The organism is Sphingobium sp. LMA1-1-1.1 (assembly GCF_040676365.1).
Lineage (GTDB): Bacteria > Pseudomonadota > Alphaproteobacteria > Sphingomonadales > Sphingomonadaceae > Sphingobium.
Window position 1 is genome coordinate 399162 of record NZ_JBEGHS010000045.1, and the last position, 25767, is coordinate 424928.

A 25767-nucleotide genomic window follows, 5' to 3' on the forward strand; every position below is an offset into this window, starting at 1 on the left:
CCGGCGCGCAGCGTACTTCCAGTAGGTGAGCACCGGAAGCGCGAAAGGCCGCCATTTGCAGGCCGTCAGGGCTGAATGCCGATCCGTCCTAATGATGGTCGTGCCCCTCGGCCAGCGCCTCCAGCACATCGTCGAGGCGCGCGGCATCGCCCAGCGCGATGACCTGGCCGTCGCTGTCATGGGTCAGGGGTTCGCCGGCCCAGTCGCACATGCGACCGCCCGCGCCCTCGACCACCGGCACCAACGCGGCCAGGTCGTGCAATTTGAGGCCCGCTTCGACCACGATATCGACATGGCCGGACGCGACCAGTCCGTAATTATAGCAATCCCCGCCCCAGACCGTGTCCCGGCATTGTCCCGCCAGCCGGGAAAAATGCTCCCCGGTGCAGCCTGGAAACAGTTGCGGCGCGGTGGAGGCCAGGATCGCCTCTTCCAGGGCGCGGCAGGGGCGCGTCGTCACCGGCTTGCCGTTGAAGGTCGTCGGCTGCCCCATCATCCCGGCCCAACGCTCGCCGGCGATGGGCTGGTCGATGATGCCGACGGTGGGCCAGCCCGCCTGGGTCAGCGCGATCAGCGTGCCAAAGATCGGTCGCCCCGCAATGAAGCTGCGCGTGCCGTCGATCGGATCGAGAATCCACACCCGCTCCGCCTCCTCGCGGACCGCGCCATATTCCTCCCCGATGATGCCGTCCTGCGGCCGTTCCTTCTCCAGGATCGCGCGGATCGCCGCTTCCGCCGCCCGGTCCGCCTCCGTCACGGGGGACTGGTCGGATTTGAATTCCATGTCGTAGCGCGCGCGGAAAAAGGGGCGGATCGCCGTGCGGGCGGCGTCGGCAAGGCGGTTGGCAAGGGCCAGGTCGTCGCGGGTCGTCATGCTGCCCGCCTAGAGCATTTTGTCGCCCGGCGGAACGGTCGACGGCCGGAAAATGCGTAAACATATGTCGCGATGCGCGCGCCAAGAGGATAGGTTGGGCCTTCCTCGATCCTTGAAGGAGGGATGTGATGCCCGGTTCTCCCGTCATCCCCGGCCTGCGCTATGCCGATGCGCCCGCCGCCATCCGTTTTCTCTGCCAGGCATTCGGTTTCGAAGTGCAGGCCAGCTATGAGGATGCGGACGATCCGCACATCATTCACCACGCCCAGCTGGTGCTGGGGGAGGGCATGGTGATGCTGGGCAGCGCTCGCGACGGCGAGGCGGAGTCGCTCTATCGCTGGACCACTCCCAGGGAATTGGGCGGCGTCACCACCTGCATCTATGTGATCGTGCCCGATGCCGACGCCCATTGCCTCCACGCCCGGAACGAAGGCGCCGTGGTGGTGACCGAGCCGCATGACAATGACGGCTATCCCGGACGCGGCTATGAAGCGCTGGACCCGGAAGGCAATATCTGGAGCTTCGGCACCTACGATCCCTGGACACATTCCGCATAGGGCGGGGTTCGACCTGATTGAATCAGATCGCGGCTCCAGATTCCTTGTTTTCCGCGATTTCCTGACCAGCGATCGGTTCCGGCCGCCTGGAAATCGCCCTAAACTTCCCCCGTTTCGCGCCGTCCTACGCCTTCGACATGTCTTGAAGGAGTTGCAGGTGGCGCTGGTCGGCTGGATTGTGAGTTTCATGGCCCTGTTCGGGGGGCTGGCGCTGTGGCAGGACATGCCGGCCGACGGTTCGCCCGCATTGGCGAACATCCTGTTCATGCTGGCTCTGCTGACCTGCCCCTGGCTGTGGCGCGACAAGCCGCTGGGCATATCGCTCAGCCAGCGCATCTTCCTGGCCATGGCGCTGGTGTGCAGCCTGCCGCTGCTGCTGTTTCCGCGCAATTGAGCAAAGTCGCGCCGCCCGATTTCCGCGAATTGGCCAAAAAAACCGCCGATGATCCATCGGCGGCTTTTTGGTCCTTCGAAACGATCTCAGTCGAACAGGCTGGAAACCGAGCTTTCGTCCGCGATGCGCTTGATCGCCTCGCCCAGCAGGGGTGCGATCGGCAGATGACGGATGCTCTTGGCGCCGCAGACCGCATCGGTGCCCTGGATCGAGTCGGTGATGATCAGTTCCTTGAGTTCCGACGCCTCGACCCGAGCCACCGCGCCGCCTGACAGCACGCCATGGCTGACGTAGGCGACCACATCCTCGGCCCCTGCCACCTTGAGCGCGCCCGCCGCATTGCAGAGTGTCCCCGCCGAATCGACGATGTCGTCGATCAGTACGCAGAAGCGCCCCTTCACGTCGCCGATGATGTTCATCACTTCCGATTCGCCGGCGCGCTCGCGGCGCTTGTCGACGATGGCGAGGGGGGCGTTATCCAGCCGCTTGGCAAGGGCGCGGGCGCGCACCACGCCACCCACGTCCGGCGACACGACCATCAGGTTGCGGTCGCCGAAGCGCGCCTGGATGTCGGCCGACATGACCGGCGCACCGAACAGATTGTCGGTCGGGATATCGAAAAAGCCCTGGATCTGTCCGGCGTGGAGATCCACCGACAGGACACGGTTGGCGCCCGCCGTGGTGATGAGATTGGCGACCAGCTTGGCCGAGATCGGCGTGCGCGGGCCGGGCTTCCGGTCCTGCCGGGCATAGCCGAAATAGGGGACGACCGCCGTGATTCGCTTGGCCGATGCGCGTTTCAGCGCATCGATCATGATCAGCAGCTCCATCAGATTGTCGTTCGTCGGATAGCTGGTCGACTGGATAACGAACACGTCCTCGCCGCGGACATTCTCATGAATTTCCACGAAAACCTCTTCGTCGGCGAAGCGGCGGACGCTGGCGTCGGTCAGGGGAATCTCGATATAGTCGGCGATGGCGGCCGCGAGCGGCTTGTTGGAATTGCCGGTCATGAGCTTCATGGCCAAACCCCCGTGACAAAATGGTGACGCTGTCGGAACGCGGCCCCTTTAGCGGCGGAGGCCCGTCCTGAAAAGGCGCTTTTGCGCGCCGTCGCAAAATGCTCTAGGGCCGCGCGCATGACCGACAAACTCGTGATAGCCCTGGCCCAGATGACGCAATCGGTGGGCGACCTGTCCGCCAATGCCGATGCGATGCTGGAATGGCGGGCGCGGGCCATGGGCGCCGACCTGATCGTCTATCCCGAACTGCAACTGATCGGCTATCCGCCCGAGGATCTGGTGCTGAAGCCGGCGCTGGTGGAGCGCGCCAATCACGAGCTGGACCGGCTGGCGCAGGCGACCGCCGATGGCGGCCCGGCCATGCTCGTCGGCACGGTCGTGGCGTCGCAGGGCGTCCTGTTCAACGTCGTCGCCCTGCTGGAAAATGGCGCGGTTACCGCCATTCGGCAGAAGCGGGAGCTGCCCAATTATGGGACGTTCGACGAAAAGCGCCTTTTTGCGCCCGGCCCGTTGCCCGCACCCATCGATTTCCGGGGCGTCCGGATCGGCGTCCCGATCTGCGAAGACATCTGGTTCCCCTTCGTCACCGCCCATTTGCGGGCCGAAGGCGCCGAAATCCTGATCAGCCCCAACGGATCGCCGTTCGAGGTGGACAAGGACGACCGCCGCATCAACGCCGTCGCCGGCACGCGGGTCCGCGAAACCGGCCTGCCACTCGTCTATCTGAACCGCGTCGGCGGGCAGGACGAACTGGTGTTCGACGGCGCCTCCTTCGTGATGAACGGCGACCTCAGCCTGGCGCAGCAGCTTCCCGACTGGGAGGAGGCGCTGGTCCTGACGCAATGGGAAAAATGGGATGGCCAGTGGGTCTGCCTTCCCGGTGAGCGCCATGTGCTCGATGATCGTCCTGCCGACATCTACAACGCCATGGTCCTGGGCCTGCGCGACTATGTGAACAGGAATCGCTTTCCCGGAGTGGTGCTCGGCCTGTCGGGCGGCATTGATTCGGCCTTGTCCGCCGCCGTCGCGGTCGATGCGCTGGGCGCCGACCGGGTCTGGTGCGTGATGATGCCCTCGCGCTTCACCAGCCGGGAAAGCCTCGACGATGCCATCGAATGCGCCCGCCTGCTGGGCGTCCGCTACGACAGCATTCCGATCGAACCGGCGGTCGCAGCCTTTGATTCCATGCTGGCCGACGTCTTCGACGGTCGCCAGCGCGACCTGACGGAAGAAAATATCCAGTCCCGCATCCGCGGCGTGACGCTGATGGGCCTGTCCAACAAATTCGGCCACATGCTGCTCACCACCGGCAACAAGAGCGAGATGTCGGTCGGTTACGCCACCATCTATGGCGACATGGCGGGCGGCTATTCCGTGTTGAAGGACGCCTACAAGACGACGGTGTTCGACTTGAGCCGCTGGCGGAACGGGAATGTCCCGTCGCTGGGCGAGGCGTTCGGCCCCATCGGCCCCGTCATGCCGGAACGTGTCATTACCAAGCCGCCCAGCGCCGAACTGCGCGACAACCAGAAGGACGAGGACAGCCTGCCCCCTTATGAGGTGCTGGATCCCATACTCTATGGCCTGGTGGAGGAGGAACTGTCGGCCGAGCAACTGGTCGCTCGCGGATTCGAACGCGACACCATCGCCCGTATCGAGCGGCTGCTTTATGTCGCGGAATATAAGCGCCGCCAGTCGCCGCCCGGCGTGAAGCTCGGCATCCGCAATTTCGGCCGCGACCGCCGCTATCCGATCACCAACGCCTTCCGAACGCTGTAAACCGCATGACAGTCATCACCCGTTTCGCGCCGTCCCCCACCGGCAATCTCCACGTCGGCAATATCCGCGCTGCGCTGCACAACTGGCTGTTCGCGCGGAAGAATGGCGGCCGGTTCCTGCTGCGCCTCGACGACACCGATGTTGAGCGTTCGCGGCCCGAATATGCCGACGGCATCAAGGCTGACCTGAGCTGGCTGGGCCTCCATTGGGACGGGGAGGAGAGGCAGTCCGACCGCTTCGCCCTCTATGAAGAGAAGTTCGAAGCGCTCAAGGCGTCGGGCCATGTCTATCCGGCCTATGAAAGCGCGCAGGAACTGGATCTGCGCCGCAAGGTGCTGCTGGGCCGCGGCCTCCCGCCGGTCTATGACCGGGCGGCGCTGTCGCTCAACGCCGGCCAGATCGCCGCCTATGAAGCCGAAGGACGCCGCCCGCATTGGCGCTTCAGGCTGGACCATGACCTGCCCATCGCCTGGACCGACCTGATCCGCGGCGACCAGCGCTTCGACCCGAAGCTGCTGTCCGATCCCGTGATCCGCCGCGCCGATGGAAGCTGGCTCTACATGCTCCCGTCGGTGATCGACGACATCGCCATGGGCGTCACCCATGTTCTGCGCGGCGAGGACCATGTGTCCAACACCGCGACCCAGATCCAGATGTTCGCCGCCCTGGGCGCGCCACTGCCCGCCTTCGCCCATGAAGCGCTGCTGACGGGCAGTGAGGGCAAGCTCTCCAAACGCCTGGGATCGCTCGGCGTCGCGCATTTTCGCGAGGTGGGCCTTGAACCGATGGCCGTCGCCTCCCTGCTGGCGCGGCTGGGCAGTTCCATGCCGGTGGAACCCTTTACCGACCTGCAGCCGTTGATCGACAGCTTCGACTTCGCTCATTTCGGCCGTGCGCCGGCGCGCTTCGATGAAGGGGAATTGGCGTCCCTCAATCAGAAGATCGTCCACCTGCTGCCCTATGCCGCCGTCGCCGATCGCCTGCCCCAGGGGATGGACGAGGCGGCCTGGGATGCCATCCGACCCAATCTGGAAACGTTGGCGGGGGCGGCCGACTGGTGGCGGATCGTCACTGGCCCGATCGACGCGCCGGCCCCGATGGACGAAGATCGCGATTTCCTTGTCCTTGCGCATGCCCGGCTGGCCGAGGCGAGCTTTGACGCCGCCGTCTGGCGGACCCTGACCGAAGCGCTGAAGGCCGAAACGGGCCGCAAGGGCAAGGCGCTGTTCCTGCCGCTGCGCCGCGCGTTGACGGGACTGGACCATGGACCGGACATGGGCCAGCTGCTGCCGTTGATCGGGCGGGAGGAAGCCTTGGCGCGTTTGGCGGCCTGAAGGGGCTATTCAGCCGGTGCTAGGCTTGCCACCAGGCCGCCGTCGGCCGAAAACCTCAGCGCCGCATGAGCTCCAGCGCGCGACCGACGGCCAAAATCCCTTCCGGCGCGGCCGCGAAGCCCATATGGGTGCAATCGACCTCCATTGCCCGGTCCCGCTCGCCCACGCGCCCCCTGGCGCATTCCGGCAGGATCACGCCGTCTCTCCGGGACCAGAGCGCAACCGTCGGTACGGGCGGCTTCTCCTCGCGCCGGCAGGTAAAAGGCGGCCGGTCGACCGGGAAGCCGGAAACAAGTTGATAGAGGCGCCATGCATGATTGGCGCGCGGATCGCCGGAAAAGGGCGTGCCCATCGTCACCACGCCCTTCACCTTGTCCGTGGCATATTTGGCATATTCCCGCGCGAACAGCCCGCCCAGGCTCCAGCCCACCAGCGTCACGGGTGTTCCGCTCGCCCGCCTTATCGCTTCCACCCGGCGATCAATCTGTTCCAGACTGTCCGGCCTGGGCCCGAAATTGCGGCCCATGCCCCAGCCATGCGCCATGAAGCCCGCCGCGTTCAGCACGGCGCGCAAGGGCTCCATCCGCTGCTCGCTGGCGAGCAGGCCGGGGATCAGCAGGATTTGCCGTCCATCGCCACGGATCGCCTGCGCCAGTTCAGATGCTTGCGCGCGCGTACGCGCCAGATCGAAGGGAACCGACGCATTGCCCAGCAGGTGCTGGAGGGAGGGCCGCTCGGCCGCGCGAGGACCGCTCGCCAAACGGCTCTTCCAGAAACTGGCAATGGCGTCGGCGTAGGGCGGCACGAAAATATCTTCCTTTTCCCAGCAGGAAAAATGACATTCTCATGACACAGGCTCCCAAGTCCATGGACATTCGTCCACAGGCATGAACGGTTCGCCGTTTGTGACAGTGCCTTTTTGGGGAAGGATCAGGGCGCCAGCGGCGACGTCTGCGCCACTGTCCCGCCATCGGCCGCCCGCAACTGGCGCGGCTCCAATATGGCGGCGGTCTCGATCAGGTCCAGAGCTCGCCGTGCTTCCATGTAGCGGCGCGCATATTGCATCCAGCCGCCGGCCGCGGCGCGTCCCGGCATCTGCTCCACCTCCGCCAGTGCCGCGTTCACACGTGCGCCGTCCAGATAGCGGAGTGCCCGGTCCAGCGCTGCCTGCGGCCGGGGAGAGGGCGTGGACGCCCGGTGAATGGTGATGATCTCCCGCGCCTCATGTTCCAGCGCCTCCCACCAGCTTGCGTTCGCGGGGGGGACGGTGACCTGATCGGCGAGGGCGGTCAGCCCGGCGCGCAGATCGGGCAGCGTCACCGGTTCCCGCGCCGCGTTGATGATCGTCGCGACGGCACGCGGCTGCGCCTGTCCAAAACGCAGGCGCAACTGACCCTCGATATAGCCGAGCGGCGCCCCGCTATCCAGCGCCCGGCGGGCCGCGAAGGCGACCAGCAAACCCTCTGCCCGGGCCGCATTGCCCGATGCTGCCTGCGCTTCCACCGTGATGCGGTTGAGCCGTTCCTCAAGCTGCACGACCCGTGCGTCCAGCATCTGCCCGGCATCGGTGGAGAGCGGGCGCATCGGTACACCCGGCGCGATGGTATTCAGCAGGGGATCGCTTTGCATGGACGCTTGCTGCGGCGCATTCCATCGCTGGATGCGCGGCAGGGCGAGAACGGTCAGCACGACCCCGATGGCAAAGGCAAGCAAGACCAGCAGCACCAGCAGCCAGGATCCACGCCGCGCGGGGCGCGTTGCCGCCGCGCCGCCGGGCGGGCCATCCGTGTCGCTCATCAAGGGCTTTTCTTCCATATGCAGCGGATCATTCGCACAATCGGACGGCGAGGGCCAGCATCCTCTCATCATCAGGCTTTTCCGGAGCCTGGGCGCTGGCCCAGCCGGTGCCGCAAGCCGCCAGCGCGGCGGGGCTGATCGCGATCAGGTGCAGGAACGCGCGCTGCCCCGGCCCGACATGCCGCGCCAGCAGCTCACCGGCGCGAGGAGAGTGGACCAGCAGGATGCTGTCAGCCTCCAGGCGTTCCGCCAGCCCGTCATCGCCGGCCCGCAGCATTTCATAAACGACGACCCGATCGATCCGCAGCGCGCCCGCATCGATCGGCGCCACCGTCCGTCCGGCCAGGTGCAGCACATGGCCATGGCCGTCCGCCGCGATCCGCCGCGCAATGGCGGTGCCGTCGCCGTTCCCCGCGACAATCCGGGCGAAACCCGCTTCCTCCAACGTCTTCGCCGTCGCCCGGCCGACCGCATAAGCGGGCAGGTTCCGATAAAGCGCCAATGATGGCCCCGCCAACCGGACCGCATTGGCGCTGGTCAGCAACAGGGCGTCGAACCTTTCCGGGGCCGGGGCGTCCCATTGCAGCGCCTGGGGCACGAACAGCGGAAAGATGCGGGTTTCAAGTCCCAGTTCCGCCGCCCGTTCCGCCGTCCTGCCCGCCCCCGGTTCGGGCCGCAGGATGACGACTTGCCTCACGCTTCGAACAGTGCGCGAAGCGCGGGACTGGCGCGATCCAGCAGCCCGCGTCCCATATCCCCGGCCGCGGCGGCGTCGCCCCGGCTGATCCGCAGCGAATCGCTGACCGTCTCCCGCCCGTCGGGGCTGATGATCTCCGCCCGCAGATGGATCTGCCCATCCTCCAGCCGCGCCAGCGCCGCGATCGGCGAATGGCATGTGCCGCCCAGCCCGGCCAGCACCGCGCGCTCCGCTATTACGCAATCGAAGGTGTCGGCGTCGCTGATCGCCGCCAGCAGTTCCAGCATCGCTTCATTGGTGCTCAGCGTCTCCATGCCCACGGCGCCCTGGGACGGTGCGGGCAGCATGACCTCGACAGGGATGGTGACGCCCACATCGCCCTGGTCCAGTCGGTCCAGCCCGGCCGCCGCCAACAGGGTCGCGTGCGCCTCTCCTCTTTCCAGCTTGGCCAGTCGCGTCGCGACATTGCCGCGGAACAGGATGACCTCCGCGTCGGGGCGAAGCCGCTTGACCTGCGCCGCCCTGCGGGGGGAACTGGTGCCCACCACCGGCCTTTCCGGGAGCGCCGCGAAACTCTCCGCGCCCACCAGCCGGTCGCGCGCGTCGGCGCGGGGCAGCATGGCGGCGATCCGGATTTCGGCGGGGCGGATGGTTTCCACATCCTTCATCGAATGCACCGCGAAATCGATCTCGCCGCTGGTCAGCGCGCGGTCCAGCTCCTTGGTCCACAGCGCCTTGCCCCCGATCTCCGCAAGCGCCCGGTCCTGGATCCGGTCACCGCTGGTCTGCACCACGACGATCTCGATCGCGCCTTCATCCCAGCCATGATGGGCGCGCAGCGCCGCCATCGTCATATGCGCCTGCGCCAGCGCAAGCGGGGAACCGCGCGTGCCGAGGCGCAGGGGCGTGTGGGGCGGACGGGAAGGCTTTTGCATGATCCCGCTTGCTCTAATGACCACGGGCATTAGATGGAAGCGGCAATGACGATCATCCTGGGCCTGGAATCAAGCTGCGACGAAACTGCGGCGGCGCTGGTGACGGGGGAGGGCAGGATCCTGGCCCACCGCCTCGCCACGCAGGAGGAGGCGCATCGCCCCTATGGCGGCGTCGTCCCCGAAATCGCTGCCCGCGCCCATGTCGAAGTGCTTTCGCCCTTGATAGAGGCGGCGCTCAAGGACGCCGACCTCACCCTCGCCGATGTGGACGTGATCGCCGCCACGGCCGGTCCCGGCCTGATCGGCGGCGTGATGGTCGGCCTCGTCACCGGCAAGGCGCTTGCCCATGCCGCCGGCAAGCCCCTGATCGCGGTCAACCACCTCGAAGGCCATGCCCTTTCGCCGCGTCTGGCCGATCCGACGCTGCAATTCCCCTATCTGCTGCTGCTGGTGTCGGGCGGCCATTGCCAGTTGCTGCATGTGCGCGGGCCGGGCGATTATGCCCGCCTCGCCACGACCATAGATGATGCGAGCGGAGAGGCCTTCGACAAGACGGCGAAGCTGCTTGGCCTGGGCTATCCCGGCGGCCCGGCGGTCGAGAAGGCCGCCGCCGCGGGCAATCCGAAAGCCGTCCCCCTGCCGCGCCCGCTGGTTGGCACGGTCGAGCCGCATTTTTCCTTCGCCGGCCTCAAAAGCGCGGTCATGCGCGCCGCCCAGTCCGGTCAATATTCGACCGGGGACATTGCGGCCAGCTTCCAGCAAGCCGTCATCGATTGCCTGGTCGACCGCACGGAGCGGCAGTTGGCCGGCCTTCACGACATCACCGCCCTCGTCGTCGCGGGGGGCGTCGCCGCCAACCGGTCGATCCGCGCCGCGCTGGAAGCGCTGGCCGCCCGGCACGACCTGCCCTTCGTCGCGCCGCCGCTCTGGCTCTGCACGGACAATGCGGCGATGATCGCCTGGGCCGGGGCGGAACGCTATGCGGCGGGGCTGATCGACGATCTCACCGTTCCGGCGCGCCCGCGCTGGCCGCTGGACCCCGGCGCAGAAAAGGCGCGCGGCGCAGGAGTGAAAGCATGAACGCCCCCTCCCTGAAAGCAGGTGTGATAGGCGCCGGCGCCTGGGGCACCGCGCTTGCCCAGACGCTGGCGGCGGACGGCCAGCATGTCCGGCTTTGGGCGCTGGAACCTGAAGTGGTGGCGGCGGTCAACGGCGAGCGCCAGAACCCGCTCTATCTGCCTGCCATCCCGCTCAGCGCCTCGATCGAGGCGACCGGCGACATGGCCGCCATGGCCGACCGCGACCTGTTGCTGATCGTCAGCCCTGCCCAGCATCTGCGCGCCGTCGTGGCGCAGGCACCCGCGGGCACGCCGCTCATCCTCTGTTCCAAGGGGATCGAGGCGGGGACCAGCCTGCTGATGTCCGAAGTGGCGAGAGAAGCGCAGCCGACCTCGCCCATCGCCGTCCTTTCGGGGCCGACCTTCGCCCATGAAGTCGCGAAGGGCCTGCCGACCGCGATCACGCTGGCCTGCGCCGACGCCGGTCTCGCCGCGACGATCGCCGCCCGCATCGCGCGGCCGGCCTTTCGCCCCTATCTGTCGGACGATGTCGTCGGCGCGGAGATCGGCGGCGCGGTGAAGAACGTGCTCGCGATCGCCTGCGGCGTTGCGGAGGGCGCGGGCCTGGGCCTCAACGCCCGCGCCTCGCTGATCAGCCGGGGATTTGCCGAGATGACCCGCTTCGGCCTGGCCAGGGGCGCGCGCGCCGAGACACTGGCGGGCCTGTCCGGGCTGGGTGATCTCGTCCTTACCTGTTCCTCGACCAACAGCCGAAACTTCTCGCTCGGCAAGGGGCTGGGGGAGGGGCAGGCGGCCGCGGCCCTGCTCGCCAACCGCCGGACCGTCGCGGAAGGGGCCTTTACCGCGCCCGTGCTGCGCGAGGCCGCTCGCGCCGCCCATGTCGAAATGCCCGTGGTCGAGGCGGTCTGCGCCCTTCTGGAAGACGCGGCGCCGCTTGCCCAGGTGATGGATGCGTTGCTCGCTCGCCCGCTGCGCGCCGAATAAATTCATCGCCCCATCATCATTTATTGCTACAGTCCGGCTCCACAAGATGACGCAACGGTCTTGAGTTCACAGGGGGATCATAGGTTTTTGGCGGCTGAAGAGGCCTCTCCGGCGCAGCAGGATGATATTGCGGCGCTCGCCAAGGGTGGACGGACCAATGTGTTCGGTTTCCTGCTCCGCCTTGCGGCGCGCCTGCCGTTCCTGTTCATCGCCGGGCGCTGGTATGGGGCCGATGCTCTGGGCCGCTTCGCCTATGCGGTGCTGGTGGTGGAATTCATCGCCCAGCTCGCGACGCTGGGCCTGAAGCGCGGCCTCGCGGGCGCGCTGACCCAGACCCGGCGGCCGCACAGCCATGTCGTGACCGACGCCATGGTGGTGACGTTGATCGCTTCCCTCATGGGCAGCGCGATCCTGGTCGCCATTCCCCAGGCCATGTTCCCGAACAGCGGCATCAACGGCCTCGACCGGCTGCTCGCCCTGATCGTGATCGCCGTCGCGGGGTCCGACGTGGCGCTGGCCGCCTGCGCCTACCGCTTCGACATCGGCGCCACGGTGCGCGCGCGATCGATCATAGAGCCGTGGGCGATCAGCATCGGCGCCTTTGCCTTTGCCTTCTATTCGACCCGCGACGGCCTGATCCTCTCCTACGTCCTCTCGATGGTGTCGGCGCTCGTCGCCTCCATCATCCCGATGACCCGCCATTATGGCATCCCCTATGGCTGGCGCCCCGATGTCGGCAGGCTTTGGCGCCTCGCCCGCCGCAATCTCCCGCTGGCGGCCGCGGACGGCGTGGAATGGGGGTCGCGCCGGCTCGACATGGCGATCCTTGGCCTGTTCGTCAGTCCGGCGGTCGTCGGCATCTATTATGTCGCCCAGCAGGTCGCATCCCTGCCCCAGAAACTGAAGACCAGCTTCGACCCGATCCTCGGCCCCGTCATCACGCGCAATCTTTCGGAGGGCAATCTGACCGCCATAGCCAGGCAGGTGAGCCAGGTGGGCTTCTGGATCATCGCGGCGCAGGCGGGCATCGCGCTCGCGCTGGGCATTCCGGGTGAAGCGGTCATGGGTCTTGTTGGACCCCATTTCGTCGGCGGAACCGGCGCGCTCGCCTTCCTGCTGCTGGCCGAAGTCGTGGCGGCGACCGCCGTCGTCAGCGAATCGGCGCTGGTCTATATTGCGCGCCATCGCAATCTGATGATCTCGCTGCTGATGATCGGCCTGCAGGCGGCGCTCAGTTTCGCCCTGATCTTCGCCGCGCGGCGCCTGGGCCTGAGCGACATGGCCGTCGCCGCCGCCCCTGCGCTGGCGCTCAGCATCGCGCTTGGCGCCAGCGCGCTGGTCAAGGCGCGCCTGCTGTCAAGGCTGCTGGGCGCGAAGGTCAATGCCTGGCGCTGGCCGCTGCTCAGCGCTTCCGGCGTAGCCTGCATCGTCGGCGCGGCTTTCGTCGCGCTGCCGCCTCATTTCGAATGGATGGAACTGGTCTTCGGCGTCTTCACTATTCTTGGCGTCTATGGCCTGGTCATCTGGCGCTGGGGTTTCGGCCCCGATGACCGCGCACTGTTCCGGAAGCAGAAGGCCGCCTGAATCGACCGCCTCGTGCTCCTGCCTGCGCAGGAGCACGTCCCGCATCCTCAGCCCAGCGTCTTTGCCCGGATCGCCTTCAGATCCTCCTCCGGCCGCGCACCCCAGTGGGAGATCACTTCAGCCGCCGCCGCAGCGCCCAGCTTCAGGCATTGGTCGACATCCAGCCCCTCCAGATGGCCCGCCAGGAAACCCGCCGCGAACAGGTCGCCCGCACCGGTCGTGTCGATCACTTCCGCAACCGGCGCGGCATGCGCCTCGTACCGCGTGCCGTCGACCACGGCGATCGCGCCCTTCTCGCTGCGCGTGGAGACCAGCACCGGAACTTTCGCGGCCACGGCTGCCACGGCGGCTTCGAAATCGTGCAGCCCCGCCAATGACTGGATCTCGCCTTCATTGGAGAAGAGAATGTCGATGAGCCCTTGATCGATCAATTCGATGAAGTCGGCGCGATGACGGTCGATCACGAAATTGTCCGACAGGGTGAAGGCGACCTTCCGCCCCGCGCCCCGCGCGGCGTCGATGGCCGCCCGCATCGCCGCGCGCGGCTGCTCCGGATCCCAGAGATAGCCTTCCAGATAGAGGATCGAGGCGGAACGGATAAGGTCGAGGTCCAGCGCGGCTTCCGGCAGGAATTGTGATGCGCCCAGAAAGGTGTTCATCGTTCGCTGCGCGTCGGGCGTCACCAGGATCAGGCAGCGCGCCGTCGGCACGTCCCCCTGCATCGTCGGCGTGTCATAACGGATGCCCAGCGCGCGCACGTCATGGGAGAAGACGGCGCCGAGCTGATCGTCATTGACCTGTCCGATGAAGCCGCATTTCTTGCCGAACGCTGCCAGGCCCGCCAGCGTGTTCGCCGCTGATCCGCCGCTGATCTCCTTGCCCGCGCCCATGTCGGCATACAGGCTCTCCGCCGTCTCCGCGTCGATCAGCTGCATGCCGCCCTTGGTCAGCGCATGTTCGGCCAGGAAAGCGTCGTCGCTCCGGGCAAGCACGTCGACAATGGCATTGCCGATGGCGACAACATCAAGCGTGGGGGCAGCAGCAGTCACGCAAAATCCTTCGTGAATGAGGGGGAAAATCCCGCCGTCTCTATCGATCCGGGGCGCGGCGCGCAACGGCGCTGATTGACGCTGGGCGCAGAGGCGGGAATAGCTGTGCCATGGTCCTTGCCGCCGCCCTCCGTGCCTGCCCCTCGATCGTCCATGGCGCCGCGCTTCGCCTGCTGGTCAAGTCGCTGCTGCTGACCCTGCTGATCTTCGCGCTTCTCGCCACCGCATTGTGGGCGGGCGTTCACGCTCTCCGCCAGCATCAAGGCTGGATGCCGGGCGTGGGCTGGGGCGGGCTGGCGGAGGCGACCGCGACCGCGCTGATCGTGATCGCCGCCGGCTGGCTGCTGTTCCGCGCCACCGCCATGGCGATCATGAGCCTGTTTGCCGACGACATCGTCATTGCCATCGAACGGGACAGCTATCCGGCGGCGGCGGCCCGCGCCCGGCCGGTCGGCTGGGGCCGCAGCCTTCGGCTCGCCCTGCGCTCCATCCTGCGGACTGTCGGCTGGAACCTGCTCGCTTTGCCGGCCTATCTGCTACTGCTGGTGACGGGCGTCGGCACGCTGGGCCTGTTCCTGGTCCTGAACGCCGCCCTGCTGGGCCGCGACATGGCCGACATGGTCGAGCCGCGCCATCCCGACCTGCCGCCTATCCCGCGTGGCGGCCGGTGGCTGATGGGCCTCGCTTCGGCGCTGATCTTCCTCGTGCCGGTGCTCAACCTGCTTGCACCGATCTGGAGCGCCGCTATGGCGGTCCACATGCTGCACGGTGCCCGAAGGAACATGCCATGACCCGTCCTCATCCGGCGCTCGTCCTGGCTTCGCTCTTGACCCTCGCCGCCTGCGGAGGGGTGGTGCCGCCGCCTGCGGCCCAGATCACCCGCCCGCCTGTCGGTCCGCCGGCCAGCGCCTTCACCCGTCCCGGTCCGCTGATCGGGTCGGACGCGAAGCAGCTCATGCACCTGTTCGGCCAACCCCGGCTCGACATTCGCGAAAGCACCATGCGCAAGCTGCAATTCGCCAATGGCCGCTGCGTGCTCGATGCCTATCTGTACCTTCCGCCACAGGGAAAAGAGCCGCTCGTCACCCATGTCGATGCCCGCACGCTGACCGGCACGGATGTCGATCCGGCGAGTTGCTCGGCCGCGCTGCAGGGCAAATAGCGCATCCGCCTGGCGCACCCGGAGCAGCTTTCCAGCTAATCCCGCTCCAGCCGCTCGATCGCCCAGCGCGCCGCCTCCGCGACGACGGCATCCTCATCGTCGGTCAGCGGACGCAGCCGCCCGATCAATCCCCTGTCACCGCTGTTGCCCGCCGCGATGGCGGCATTGCGCACCATTCGGTTGCGTCCGATCCGCTTGATCGGGGAGCCTGCGAATATCTCGCGAAAGCCCGCATCGTCCAATGCCAGCAGGTCGCCCAGTTCCGGCGCCGCCAGTTCCGCCCGCCCGACAAAGGCGCGGTTCGCGGCCGCGACCTCCGCGAACTTGTTCCACGGGCAGACGGCCAGGCAATCGTCGCAGCCATAGATGCGGTTGCCGATCCCGGCGCGCAACGCCTCCGGGATCGGGCCCTTATGCTCGATGGTGAGATAGGAGATGCACCGTCGCGCATCGACGACATAAGGCGCCGGGAAGGCGTCGGTCGGGCACGCCGCCTGGCAGGCGGTGCAACTGCCGCAATGGTCCTTTTCCGGCATGTCGGGTGCCAGCGCGATCTCGCTGTAGATTGCCCCCAGGAACAGCCAGCTTCCATGCGTCCTGCTGACCAGATTGCTGTGCTTCCCCTGCCAGCCCAGGCCAGCCGCTTCCGCCAGCGGTTTTTCCATGACCGGGGCCGTATCCACAAAGACCTTGAGCGCGCCCGGCTGCTGCTCCACCAGCCAGCGGGCGAGGGCCTTCAGCCCCTTCTTGACCACGTCATGATAGTCGCGCCCCTGGGCATAGACGGAAATACGGCCGCGATCACGCACATCGGCCAGCGCCAGAGGATCGCGCCCCGGCGCATAGCTCATGCCCAGCATGATGACGCTTCGCACGTCCGGCCACAGCGCCTGCGGCGATCCGCGCTGTCCGGCGCGCTCCGCCATCCACAGCATGTCGCCATGATGGCCGGCATCCAGCCATTGCCGCAGCCTTTCGGCCGAACGCGGCGCGGCATCGGCCGGCGCGATGGCGCAGGCGGCAAAGCCCAGCCGCAGCGCTTCGGCCTTCAGCCGCTGTTCCAAGGTTTCATTTTGCGTTGGCATGCGATGCGATTATCAGAGGCCGATGATCGGGGCTCCTCAACCGACCTATGCCGTTGAAGGCCATGGTCTTGTCAAGACATTCGGCGATTTTCGGGCGGTGGACGGTATCGACGTCGCCGTGCCTGCCGGGTCGATCTACGGCATCCTTGGCCCCAATGGCGCGGGCAAGACAACGATGCTGCGCACCCTGCTCGGCATTATCGATCCTGATGAAGGGCATCGCAGCCTGCTGGGCGACAGCGCGCCGCTGCGCCAGGCGCGCAATGTCGGCTATCTGCCGGAGGAGCGCGGCCTTTACCCCTCGATGAAGGCCTTCGAAGCCGTTGCCTTCATGGGCGCGCTGCGCGGGCTGCCGCTGAAGATCGGCCGGGAGCGGGCCCGATCCATGTTGGCGGATTATGGCATGGGCGCCTCGGCGGACAAGCCGATCCGCCAATTGTCGAAGGGCATGGCCCAGACCGTGCAGCTTTTCGGCACGATCGTCCACGAACCGCGCCTGATCGTGCTGGACGAGCCTTTTTCGGGCCTGGACGCCTTCAACCAGGGCAAGCTGGAGGTGCTGATCCGGGATCAGGCCCGGCGCGGCGTCACGGTGCTGTTCTCCACCCATGTCATCGCCCATGCCGAACGGCTGTGCGAACGCGTCGCCATCGTCGCGGGCGGGCGCATCCGTTTCGAAGGCACGGTGGACGATGCCCGCAACCGGTTGCGACCGCAGGTGCGCCTGCGCACCCGCGCCAGCGACGGCGGCTGGCGTCGCGCCTTGCCCGCAGAAACGCTGGCGCAGGACGGCACATGGCATTTCCCCTTGCCGCTGGGGGGTATTGAACCGCTGCTCCGCGCCCTGCTGGACGGCAATGCCGGGATCGAAAGCCTGTCGATCGAGCGCCCCGGCCTGCACGACGCCTTCGTCGCCATTGCAGGCGAGGCGGCAGCCCGGCAGATGCAGGGCGACCCGCAGGAGGAGGAAGCCGCATGAACGAATTGATGCGCGCCGCCTTCGTCATCGCCCGGCGGGATTTCACCGCCGTTGTGCTGTCCCGCACCTTCATCTTCTTCCTTCTGGGTCCGCTCTTCCCCATCGTCATCGGCATGGCCTTTGGCGGGCTGGGCGACAGGATTTCCACCACGGATCTGCGGCCGGTCGTCGGCATCGCCATGTCCCCGGCCGACGCGTCGCGGATGGAGCGCGCCCATGCCCGGCTGGCGGAGCGCATGGGGCCTCAGGCCCTGCCCGTGCTGCGCCGCGTTCCGCTGTCGCCCGCGCCCCGCGCTCAACTGGCCAGGGCGAATGCGGATGTCATGGTGATCGTGTCGGGATCGCCGGCCCGCCCCGTGATGACGGGACAGCCGCAGGACATCCAGCGGCTGGAAGGCGACATCAGCCTGCTCGCCAGCGCCGCTGTCGCGGAAAAATCGCTGCACATGGTGCATGTGGAGGCGCAGCAGGTCGCGACCAGCGTCGGCGCGCAGAGCCAGGGCAGGCTGGTGATCGGCCGGATCGCGCAGATCGTCATCTTCTTCCTCACCATCCTGCTGGCCGGCATGATCCTGTCCAACCTGGTCGAGGAAAAGACCAACAAGATCATAGAAATACTGGCAGCCGCCGTGCCGGTCGACGCGATCTTCCTGGGCAAGCTGATGGCGATGCTGGCGATGAGCTTCGTCGGCATCCTCTTCTGGGGCGGAACCGCCTTCGCCGTGTTCCTGGCCCTCAAGACGCCCGGCGCCAGCCTGCCGGACCCCGCCGTCGGCTGGCCGCTGTTCCTGATGCTGGCCGTCATCTATTTCGCGATGGCCTATACGCTGCTGGGTTCGCTGTTCCTGGGCATCGGCGCGCAGGCGGCAACCGTGCGGGAGGTGCAGACGCTCAACATGCCCGTGACCATGGGACAGATGCTGATCTTCTTCTTTGCCACCTATGCCGTCGACAAGATGGGATCGCCGCCGGAGGTCGCAGCGGTTGTCCTGCCTTTCTCCTCCCCCTTCGCCATGATCGCCCGCGCCGCGCAGGTGGACGCGCTCTGGCCCCATCTCCTTGCCATCGTCTGGCAGATGCTCTGGGTCGGCCTCATCATCCGGATCGGCGTGCTGCTGTTCCGCCGCCATGTGCTGAAATCGGGCGGTGGCTGGTGGAAGCAGTTGTTCAGAAGCGCGACAGGCTGACGCTGCTATGGTGCGGTCCATGGATCGGCGGCAATTTCTGGGACTGGGCGGCGGCGTCGCGACGATGATCGTCCTTTGGCAGGCTGGCGTGGGAGAGGCCGCTGCCGCCTATTCCTTCACGCTCGGCGATGCCGAATGGCGCAAGCGCCTGAGTCCGCTCGCCTATCAGGTGCTGCGCAAGCGCTCGACCGAATATCCCTTCACCAGCCCGCTCAACAAGGAGCATCGACCGGGCATCTTCGCCTGCGCGGGTTGCGGGCAGCGGCTTTTCAGCTCGAAGACCAAGTTCGACAGCGGCACCGGCTGGCTCAGCTTCTGGGCGCCGCTGCCGCGCGCCGTCGGCACCTCGCGCGATTTCGAACTGGGCTATCCGCGGACCGAGGTGCATTGCGCCCGCTGCGGCGGACATCTGGGCCATGTGTTCGATGACGGGCCGCAGCCCACCGGCAAGCGCTATTGCATGAATGGCGTCGCGCTGGTCTTCGTCGCGGGCTGAGCGATCACCTTGTAGATGCGGAGCGGACCCTTGCCGGGAAGCTGTCGCAGCCATTGCGGCGGCCGGTCGCGCTTCAGCGCCGCGGCCAGCCCCTGGGGGAAGTCGGCGCGATAATGCTTGATCTCGTTCATCTCGTTGCAGATCAGCAGGTAATCCGCGCCTTTCCCGCCATTCAGGCGCATGACGATCGCCCGGGCCTTGTCGGGCGGCTGGGTGAAGCCGTCGATGACCGCGTTGATGCCCACGGCATTGCGATGATGCGCGGTGCCGATCACGCTATGTCCGGTCCGCAAGAGGATATCCGGTCCCAGATCGAGTGGCGCGAACAGGGTCGAGCGGGGAAGTGCCTGTAACGGAGCCAAAGGGGCGGCGGCCCGGCAATTGACGGTTTCGGGCTGCTCCTTCCGCGCTGCGCCGCTCGCGATCAATATCCAGGCGCCGCACAGCCCCGCCGGCGTCAGCAATATCGCCACGCCCGCCGTGACCAATATGCGCGCGACGGCGTTCGTCCAGCGTTGGATGCGGCGAAACAGGGTCAGCAGCAGCCACGCCGTGCCCGGCAGCGCCAGCACATGCGCCACCGACATGGCGCGCAGCACGAGGATGGCGACCGCCGACGCGCCCGCCAGCAGCAAGGCGACGACGATCCAGCGATCCCTTGCCTCCCGCTCCTCGGCGCGCCAGGCCGCGATGATCGTGCTGACCAGCCCCATGGCTGCGGGCAGCAGGATGATCCCGGCCATCAGGGTGCCCTGTTCCCATACAGGGCGGCCCTCCTTCACCTGCAGATACCACAAGCGATAGGCGACCGGGCCCAGCGCCTTGAACGGATCGCCGGAAAGGCAGGCCCCACCGCTCAGCAGGAATATGCCCGCTGCGCTGATCCCGCCAGCCGCCGTCGCCAGGATGCGCTGCCGGACGGTCGTCGTGCCGATCAGATACAGCGCAAGCGGCATCGCCAGCGCGAACGCCAGAAGAGGCCAGATATAGGCTGCCGAAAGGCTGTCGCATTGCCGGATCAACGCGGCGCCGGTGCCGCGCAGCATCAACAGCAGCAGGAGCGCGCCGCCGCCAAGACTGGCGCCATAGGCTGCGATCCGCGCCGCTTGCCGCCGGTCGAGCCATGTCCGCAGCGCGAATGTGCCGGCGAACAGCGCGGCATAGGGCAGCGCTTCGCTGGAAATCTGGAGCCAGAGCGCGATGGCAAGACCGGCTGTGATGCCGCCCCGCAGGCGCTGGGCATCCAGCGCGCCGCAAAGGGCGATCGCCGCCATCCAGATCTGCCAGCCATGATGGTCGATGCGAAAGGGGGTGAACTGGACCAGGATGCTGGGCGTGGTCAGCAGCAGGACGACCGCCAGCAGCGGGACGAACATGCCACTTGCCGCGCGCCGCGCGGCCAGGAACACCGTTGCCGTCAATCCACCCAACAGCATCAGCGGCACCAGCGCGCAGGCCGCGATTTCGGCCTGAACCGTTCCCAGCAGCGGTTGCAGCATCAGGATCAGCGCGGCGATCGGCATGTCGACGATGCGCGACCAGTGCATCGGCCCGCCGGCCGGCGGGTTCACGCGATGCTGGCTGACATCGCGGAAGGCCTGGCCATGCAGCCAGTCGCGCACCTGTTGCAGGCGCATCGCGTCATCGGGGTCGCGAAACTCCAGCCCGGACAGCCCATGGCGGAACAGCCAGAGCATGACGAGACAGCACAGCGCCCAGAGCAACAGCACCGCCGCGTTGCCTTGCCAACGGGTGAGGGGAGATGTCCTGGGAATGGGGCTGCTGTCAGACGCGGGCGAAGATGCCATATTTCCGGATCGCATAGACGGACAGGAAGCTCACCGGAACGGCCGCCAGCTTGGCGAGGGCGGGCGAAAGCCCCAGCGCACTCAGTCCGCCGACCAGCCCCATGGTGATCGCCATGCCGATCAGGGCGCTGAAGAGGAAGGCGATGCGCTGCCTATGGGTGGCGGGCTGCCGCATTTCGAACACGAATTGCGTGCTGATCATCCAGTGCAGGACAAGCCCGCCCGAATAGCCGCCAAATGCGGCCAGCGCAGGCGGCACGCCCAACCGGTGCAACAGCATGAACAGCGCGAAATCGGCCGACAGCGCGCAGATGCTGGCCAGCAGATAGCGCGTGAAAGTGAAGCGGCCGAAGACGGCATTGAATGGCCCGGCCATGCTTCGCACCCAATCACCCATGGGGTCAGGCCGCCTTCAGACGATTGGGCACCAGCCTCTCGCTGGCGAGCGCGGCGCGCTGGCCGGCGGCGTCCTGCCCTTCCTCGCCCGCTTCATGATATTCGGCATCCTCGTTGACCGCCCAGATGTCGTAAAGCTGCTCGCCCGCTTCGATATTGCGGACCGTCAGCATCGCCGTCATCATCGCATGATCCTGGTTATTGTAGCGGTGCATGCCGTTGCGCCCCACCAGATGCAGCGTGGGATAGAGCCGTTGCAGTTCGGTGCGCATGGCAAGGACATTGTCGGCATAGCCGTCATCATAGACCGGATAGGCCTTTTCCTGCCGCACCACCGCGCCGCCGACGACATCGTCGGGGTTGCACAGGCCCAGCGTCGCCATTTCCTTCTTCGCCAGTTCGATCAGATCGGCGTCGCTCGACGACCAGAGGCCGTCGCCCTCGAAGCAGAAATATTCCAGGCCGACGCAGGCAAGGTCCGGGTCCGGCACCATTTCGGGCGACCAGCTGCGGAAATTCTGGATTCGGCCGACCTGCACCTTCGGATCGTGGATGTAGATCCAGTTGTCGGGAAAGATATCCTTGCCCTTCACCATCAGCGCCACGGTCAGGAAATCGCGATATTTGAGGTCCATCGCCTGGCCCAGCGTCGCGGGCTGGGGCTGGATGCGCCCGGCCAGTTCGCGCATCGGCGCGGAACTGATGACATGGCCGGCGGTAATGGCGACTTCCCCGTCCGGCCCGTTTGCCGTCATGCGCCAGCGGCCGCTGGCCTGATCCTGCGACAATTGTCCCAGGCTATGGGCCATCAGCACGCTGTTGCCGCGCGCGAGCACGAAGTCGCGGGCCGCTTCCCACATCATGCCGGGGCCAAGGCGCGGATAGCGGAAGCTTTCCAGCAGCGTCTTGGTCGCCATGCCGTCATTGGGCCTTTTGTTGAGGCCCAGGGATCGCTTGAGCCCGTCGGTCACCGCGCCCCACAGCGACAGTCCCTTGATGCGCTGCGCCGCCCAATCCGCCGACATTTCGTCGCAGGGCATGCCCCACACCTTCTCCGTATAGGTCTTGAAGAAGATCGAGAACAGCTTGTGGCCAAAGGCATTGACCGTCCAGTCCTGGAAGGAGCGGACATCCCGATTGGGGAACAGCTTCGCCTTGGCGAAGCTCGCCATGCAAAGTGTTGACCGCCACAGCCCCAGATTGCCCAGCGCCTCGAAGGCGCGCAGCGGATAGCTGTAGAATTTGCCCTCATAATAGATGCGGCTCATGCGCGGGCGCACGATGAAATCGTCGGGCAGAATCTCGTTCCAGAGGTCGACGACCTCCTTCGACTTGGAAAAGAAACGATGGCCGCCAATATCGAAACGGAAACCGTCAAGTTCCACTGTCCGGCTGATGCCGCCGACATAGACGGCGTCCTTTTCGATGACGCTGACCGAATAGCCCTTTTTGCTCAGCAGATAAGCCGCAGTAAGTCCGGCCGGACCCGCGCCAATAATGGCGACATCCACATTGTGGTCGTTCTGCGGCATCTAGGCCCCCCGATGAAATCCTTTGCCGATTTTAGGTGAAGGAAATCTTCTAAGGAGTAGTTAATGACCGGTAACAATGCAAGATAAGGCAATGCCGGCGGCCTGGTTAAGCCGCCGGCATTCGCTTTTTGCAATAGCGCAGGTCAGCCCTGGCGCTGCGCCTGGATCAGCGTGTTGAGGTCGGTCCGTGCCCCGTCGAGCGCATCACCGAAGCAAGCGCGATATTCCGGCGTTGCCGGCAGGATCGATCCGTTCATCCAGCCGCAGACCTTCTTGGCGGCCTTGGTGATGCGGGAATCGGCCATGCGGGCGCCATGGGTGCTGCTAAGGTTCAGGTCGGCCATCGAAACGGCGATGCTGCGGGTTTCCGCGCCAGTCCGTCCGTCGACCACCACTTCCATATCGTTGATCCCCGCAAAGGCGTTTGCCGCGGGCAAGGCTAGCGTCATGGCGGCGGTCAGCGCCACCAGCATCTTTCTGGTCATCCTGTATCTCCTGTCGAACTCATGGGATCTGCCCAACGCCTGACGTGGGAGAAGGGTCGCGCATGAGATAAGCTTCATGAAGGTCGAGGAAAAGAGGCCAGTTGATAAAAATTGGCTGAAAACCGCTATTTTTGCGGATGCGAAAGGATCTTCTCTCCTTTCGCATCCGCACCAATCATGCCCCGGACGCCTGCTTTTGATCGCACCGCAGGTGGCGTTCCCCGTTCCCGCCGCTGCATCGGTAAAGGCGGGAACGCGCTGCCCACTTTCGGCAAGATGCTCAGTGGCGGAAGTGGCGCATGCCGGTGAACACCATTGCCAGCCCCGCCTCGTCGGCAGCGGCGATGACTTCATCATCGCGGATCGAGCCGCCGGGCTGGATCACGGCCGTCGCGCCTGCCTCGACCGCGGCCAGCAAACCGTCGGCAAAGGGGAAGAAGGCATCCGACGCCACGGCCGACCCGATGGTCCGCGCCTCCGCCCAGCCTGCCTTGTCGGCGGCGTCCTTCGCCTTCCACGCTGCGATGCGGGCGGATTCCAGGCGATTCATCTGACCCGCGCCGATGCCGGCGGTGCTGTTGCCCCTGGCATAGACGATGGCGTTCGATTTCACATGCTTGGCGACGGTCCATGCGAACAGGCAGTCGCTCAGTTCCTGCTCCGTGGGCGCGCGCTTCGTCACCACCTTCAGCTGGTCGCGACTGATGCGGCCATTGTCGCGGCTCTGGACCAGCAGCCCGCCCGCAATGCTCTTGATCTGGAGGCCGGGGCGCACCGGATCGGGCAGTTCGCCGGTCAGCAGCAGGCGGAGGTTCTTCTTCTTCGCGAAGATCGCCTTCGCCTCCTCATCCGCGTCGGGCGCGGCGACGACTTCGGTGAAGATGCCGCTGATCGCTTCGGCCGTGGGCCCGTCCAACGGACGGTTGACGGCAATGATGCCGCCGAACGCCGATACGCTGTCGCAGGCGAGGGCGGCCTCATAGGCTTCGATCAGCGTGTCGCCGGTGGCAACGCCGCACGGATTGGCATGCTTCACGATCACGACGGTCGGCGGGCCGTCGCGGAATTCGCTGACCAGCTCCAGCGCGGCGTCGGCGTCATTGTAATTGTTGTAGCTGAGTTCCTTGCCCTGGATCTGCCGCGCCTGGGCGATGCCGTTGGCGCCAGAAGCCGATCCGCCGCCGACCGGCAGGTAGAGCGCCGCCGACTGGTGCGGATTTTCGCCATAGCGCAGCGTCGAACCCAGCTTGCTGGAGACCGAGAGGCTTTCGGGGAACTGCACGCCCTGGTCGGCGAAGGCGAACCAGCTCGCGATCATCGAATCATAGGCGGCGGTGGCGGCATAGGCCTTGGCCGCGAGCATGCGGCGGAAGTCGTAACTCGTCGCGCCCGCCTTCTCCTCCATTTCGGCGATCAGCCGGGCATAGTCGGCGGGGTCGGTGACGATCGCCACGCTTTCGTGATTCTTGGCGGCGGAGCGGACCATGGAAGGACCGCCAATGTCGATATTCTCGATGATTTCCTCGCGCGCCGCGCCCTTGGCGACAGTGGCGGCGAAGGGATAAAGATTGACGACGACCAGGTCGATCGCGCCGATCTCATGCTCCTGCATGGAGGCGACATGCTCTGGATTGTCGCGCACGGCCAGCAGCCCGCCGTGCACCTTGGGGTGCAGCGTCTTGACCCGTCCGTCCATCATTTCCGGGAAGCCGGTGAGGTCGGAAATGTCCTTCACCTCCAGTCCCGCCTCGCGCAGAGCCTTGGCCGTGCCGCCGGTGGAAACCAGTTCGACCCCGTGCCTGCCCAGCGCCTGCCCCAGTTCGACCAGGCCGGACTTGTCGGACACGGAAAGAAGGGCGCGCTTGATGGTGACGTCTGACATGGGGGTGCTTCCTGCTGTTCGAATGCCGTTCAGGCTTGCGGCAGCCCTCTAGAGCGATTTTGCCCGGAATGGAACATCTGCCGGCCGGGAAATCGCGGCTGGAGCGGCCGGGGGAGGGCGGCGCCGTGGCGCGGGCGACCAAAGGCTTCTTGATATGAGAAAGGGGCAGGGCGCATCGGGCAATATGTTGGGAAGCACCTGTCGCGCGAGATCGTGAAAAATGGCGAATGATATGTTGTAACTTTTCTTTGTCTCGCCTATGTACCTCGAACCATGCCGATCAGCCTTCGCCACCATCTGCTCAACGGCCGGATCGATCGCATCGCGATCGCTCTGTCGGGCATGTGCGTGGCGCATTGCTTCGGCACGGCCGTGCTGCTGGGCGTGATGGCCTCGGCGGGCGGCATATTCGAAAGTCCGATTTTCCATGAGACCGGCCTGGTGCTGGCGATCCTGCTGGGCGCCGTGGCGCTCGGCCATGGTGCGGTGGCGCACGGCTTCATGATGCCTGCCGCGATCGGATCGCTGGGCCTGGGCATCATGGCCGGCGCGCTGACCATGGACCATGGTTTGCAGGAAAGCGCCTATACGCTGTTGGGCGTCGCGATCCTGGCGCTGGGTCACGATCTCAATCACCGCGCCGGACGCTAGCCGCATCGACGCCGCGCAT

Annotated in this window: 26 protein-coding genes; 13 read left to right on the forward strand and 13 right to left on the reverse strand. The window is 66.3% G+C overall.

The window, feature by feature from the left end; all coding sequences use genetic code 11:
• Nucleotides 1-88 precede the first annotated feature (88 nt).
• On the reverse strand, nt 89-874 hold the full coding sequence (gene hisN / locus MRBLMA1_RS18750) for a histidinol-phosphatase (RefSeq protein ID WP_363738854.1): 786 nt from the start codon (nt 872-874) through the stop codon (nt 89-91).
• A gap of 128 nt (nt 875-1002) precedes the next feature.
• On the opposite strand from hisN, the gene MRBLMA1_RS18755 reads away from it, so the two are divergent.
• Both MRBLMA1_RS18755 and MRBLMA1_RS18760 read left to right on the forward strand, forming a co-directional pair.
• The gene (locus MRBLMA1_RS18755) at nt 1003-1431 is read left to right on the forward strand and encodes a VOC family protein (protein WP_363738855.1); all 429 of its coding nucleotides are present in this window, start codon (nt 1003-1005) and stop codon (nt 1429-1431) included.
• Between the two features lie 157 nt (nt 1432-1588).
• Nucleotides 1589-1825, forward strand: coding sequence for a hypothetical protein (locus MRBLMA1_RS18760; protein WP_133653506.1), 237 nt, complete (start codon nt 1589-1591; stop codon nt 1823-1825).
• An 86-nt stretch (nt 1826-1911) separates the two neighbouring features.
• Here MRBLMA1_RS18760 and MRBLMA1_RS18765 read toward each other — a convergent pair whose 3' ends face one another.
• Nucleotides 1912-2847 carry a ribose-phosphate pyrophosphokinase gene (locus MRBLMA1_RS18765; protein WP_363738857.1) on the reverse strand — a complete coding sequence of 312 codons (936 nt, stop codon included), beginning with the start codon at nt 2845-2847 and terminating at the stop codon, nt 1912-1914.
• Between the two features lie 117 nt (nt 2848-2964).
• Between MRBLMA1_RS18765 and MRBLMA1_RS18770 the strand changes: the two genes are divergently transcribed.
• Nucleotides 2965-4626: an NAD+ synthase gene (locus tag MRBLMA1_RS18770; RefSeq protein ID WP_363738859.1), complete on the forward strand. Its 1662-nt coding sequence runs from the start codon at nt 2965-2967 to the stop codon at nt 4624-4626.
• Nucleotides 4627-4631: 5 nt separating this feature from the next.
• Nucleotides 4632-5960: a glutamate--tRNA ligase gene (gltX, locus tag MRBLMA1_RS18775; protein ID WP_363738861.1), complete on the forward strand. Its 1329-nt coding sequence runs from the start codon at nt 4632-4634 to the stop codon at nt 5958-5960.
• Nucleotides 5961-6015: 55 nt separating this feature from the next.
• Here gltX and MRBLMA1_RS18780 read toward each other — a convergent pair whose 3' ends face one another.
• The 4 genes from MRBLMA1_RS18780 to hemC all read right to left on the reverse strand — a co-directional run bounded on the left by MRBLMA1_RS18780 (nt 6016) and on the right by hemC (nt 9389).
• A complete protein-coding gene (locus tag MRBLMA1_RS18780) occupies nt 6016-6765 on the reverse strand; it encodes an esterase/lipase family protein (protein ID WP_363738863.1) in 750 nt (249 codons plus the stop codon).
• Between the two features lie 125 nt (nt 6766-6890).
• Complete coding sequence (locus MRBLMA1_RS18785) at nt 6891-7775, reverse strand: hypothetical protein (RefSeq protein ID WP_414714664.1); 885 nt, start codon at nt 7773-7775, stop codon at nt 6891-6893.
• Between the two features lie 10 nt (nt 7776-7785).
• The gene (locus tag MRBLMA1_RS18790; protein WP_363738865.1) at nt 7786-8454 is read right to left on the reverse strand and encodes a uroporphyrinogen-III synthase; all 669 of its coding nucleotides are present in this window, start codon (nt 8452-8454) and stop codon (nt 7786-7788) included.
• On the reverse strand, nt 8451-9389 hold the full coding sequence (gene hemC, locus MRBLMA1_RS18795) for a hydroxymethylbilane synthase (protein WP_363738867.1): 939 nt from the start codon (nt 9387-9389) through the stop codon (nt 8451-8453). The genes MRBLMA1_RS18790 and hemC overlap by 4 nt, the downstream gene beginning before the upstream one ends.
• A 45-nt stretch (nt 9390-9434) precedes the next feature.
• Here hemC and tsaD point away from each other — a divergent pair, with 45 nt between their 5' ends.
• From tsaD to MRBLMA1_RS18810, 3 genes are all read left to right on the forward strand, one after another.
• Nucleotides 9435-10469: a tRNA (adenosine(37)-N6)-threonylcarbamoyltransferase complex transferase subunit TsaD gene (gene tsaD / locus MRBLMA1_RS18800; RefSeq protein ID WP_363738869.1), complete on the forward strand. Its 1035-nt coding sequence runs from the start codon at nt 9435-9437 to the stop codon at nt 10467-10469.
• A complete protein-coding gene (locus tag MRBLMA1_RS18805) occupies nt 10466-11452 on the forward strand; it encodes an NAD(P)H-dependent glycerol-3-phosphate dehydrogenase (protein WP_363738871.1) in 987 nt (328 codons plus the stop codon). The genes tsaD and MRBLMA1_RS18805 overlap by 4 nt, the downstream gene beginning before the upstream one ends.
• 87 nt (nt 11453-11539) lie before the next feature.
• Complete coding sequence (locus MRBLMA1_RS18810; protein ID WP_363738873.1) at nt 11540-13036, forward strand: lipopolysaccharide biosynthesis protein; 1497 nt, start codon at nt 11540-11542, stop codon at nt 13034-13036.
• 47 nt (nt 13037-13083) lie between these two features.
• Here MRBLMA1_RS18810 and MRBLMA1_RS18815 read toward each other — a convergent pair whose 3' ends face one another.
• On the reverse strand, nt 13084-14085 hold the full coding sequence (locus MRBLMA1_RS18815; RefSeq protein WP_363738875.1) for an adenosine kinase: 1002 nt from the start codon (nt 14083-14085) through the stop codon (nt 13084-13086).
• 110 nt (nt 14086-14195) lie between these two features.
• Here MRBLMA1_RS18815 and MRBLMA1_RS18820 point away from each other — a divergent pair, with 110 nt between their 5' ends.
• Together MRBLMA1_RS18820 and MRBLMA1_RS18825 are read left to right on the forward strand one after the other, a co-directional pair.
• Complete coding sequence (locus tag MRBLMA1_RS18820; RefSeq protein WP_363738877.1) at nt 14196-14876, forward strand: EI24 domain-containing protein; 681 nt, start codon at nt 14196-14198, stop codon at nt 14874-14876.
• Nucleotides 14873-15247, forward strand: a complete 375-nt coding sequence (locus MRBLMA1_RS18825) for a hypothetical protein (RefSeq protein WP_363738879.1) — start codon at nt 14873-14875, stop codon at nt 15245-15247. Before MRBLMA1_RS18820 ends, MRBLMA1_RS18825 begins: the two co-directional genes overlap by 4 nt.
• Before the next feature lie 35 nt (nt 15248-15282).
• Here MRBLMA1_RS18825 and queG read toward each other — a convergent pair whose 3' ends face one another.
• Nucleotides 15283-16332, reverse strand: coding sequence for a tRNA epoxyqueuosine(34) reductase QueG (gene queG / locus MRBLMA1_RS18830; RefSeq protein WP_363738881.1), 1050 nt, complete (start codon nt 16330-16332; stop codon nt 15283-15285).
• 22 nt (nt 16333-16354) lie between these two features.
• Between queG and MRBLMA1_RS18835 the strand changes: the two genes are divergently transcribed.
• Genes MRBLMA1_RS18835 through msrB form a run of 3 tightly spaced genes read left to right on the forward strand, consistent with a single transcriptional unit; the run spans nt 16355 to nt 18994 of the window.
• Nucleotides 16355-17311 carry an ABC transporter ATP-binding protein gene (locus MRBLMA1_RS18835; RefSeq protein ID WP_133653491.1) on the forward strand — a complete coding sequence of 319 codons (957 nt, stop codon included), beginning with the start codon at nt 16355-16357 and terminating at the stop codon, nt 17309-17311.
• Complete coding sequence (locus MRBLMA1_RS18840) at nt 17308-18498, forward strand: ABC transporter permease (RefSeq protein ID WP_363738883.1); 1191 nt, start codon at nt 17308-17310, stop codon at nt 18496-18498. Before MRBLMA1_RS18835 ends, MRBLMA1_RS18840 begins: the two co-directional genes overlap by 4 nt.
• A gap of 7 nt (nt 18499-18505) precedes the next feature.
• The gene (gene msrB / locus MRBLMA1_RS18845; RefSeq protein WP_363738885.1) at nt 18506-18994 is read left to right on the forward strand and encodes a peptide-methionine (R)-S-oxide reductase MsrB; all 489 of its coding nucleotides are present in this window, start codon (nt 18506-18508) and stop codon (nt 18992-18994) included.
• On the opposite strand, the gene MRBLMA1_RS18850 is transcribed toward msrB, so the two are convergent.
• The 5 genes from MRBLMA1_RS18850 to purH form a co-directional block, all read right to left on the reverse strand.
• On the reverse strand, nt 18952-20802 hold the full coding sequence (locus MRBLMA1_RS18850) for a hypothetical protein (protein WP_363738887.1): 1851 nt from the start codon (nt 20800-20802) through the stop codon (nt 18952-18954). The two genes, msrB and MRBLMA1_RS18850, sit on opposite strands and share 43 nt — an antisense overlap.
• Entirely contained in the window at nt 20780-21199 is a 420-nt protein-coding gene (locus tag MRBLMA1_RS18855) for a GtrA family protein (protein ID WP_363738889.1), read from the reverse strand. Before MRBLMA1_RS18855 ends, MRBLMA1_RS18850 begins: the two co-directional genes overlap by 23 nt.
• Nucleotides 21200-21203: 4 nt before the next feature.
• Complete coding sequence (locus MRBLMA1_RS18860; RefSeq protein WP_363738891.1) at nt 21204-22730, reverse strand: NAD(P)/FAD-dependent oxidoreductase; 1527 nt, start codon at nt 22728-22730, stop codon at nt 21204-21206.
• A gap of 143 nt (nt 22731-22873) precedes the next feature.
• On the reverse strand, nt 22874-23215 hold the full coding sequence (locus MRBLMA1_RS18865) for a UrcA family protein (protein WP_363738893.1): 342 nt from the start codon (nt 23213-23215) through the stop codon (nt 22874-22876).
• A gap of 280 nt (nt 23216-23495) precedes the next feature.
• Nucleotides 23496-25097 carry a bifunctional phosphoribosylaminoimidazolecarboxamide formyltransferase/IMP cyclohydrolase gene (gene purH, locus MRBLMA1_RS18870; protein WP_363738895.1) on the reverse strand — a complete coding sequence of 534 codons (1602 nt, stop codon included), beginning with the start codon at nt 25095-25097 and terminating at the stop codon, nt 23496-23498.
• Between the two features lie 273 nt (nt 25098-25370).
• On the opposite strand from purH, the gene MRBLMA1_RS18875 reads away from it, so the two are divergent.
• On the forward strand, nt 25371-25748 hold the full coding sequence (locus MRBLMA1_RS18875) for a MerC domain-containing protein (RefSeq protein ID WP_133653484.1): 378 nt from the start codon (nt 25371-25373) through the stop codon (nt 25746-25748).
• Nucleotides 25749-25767 lie beyond the last annotated feature (19 nt).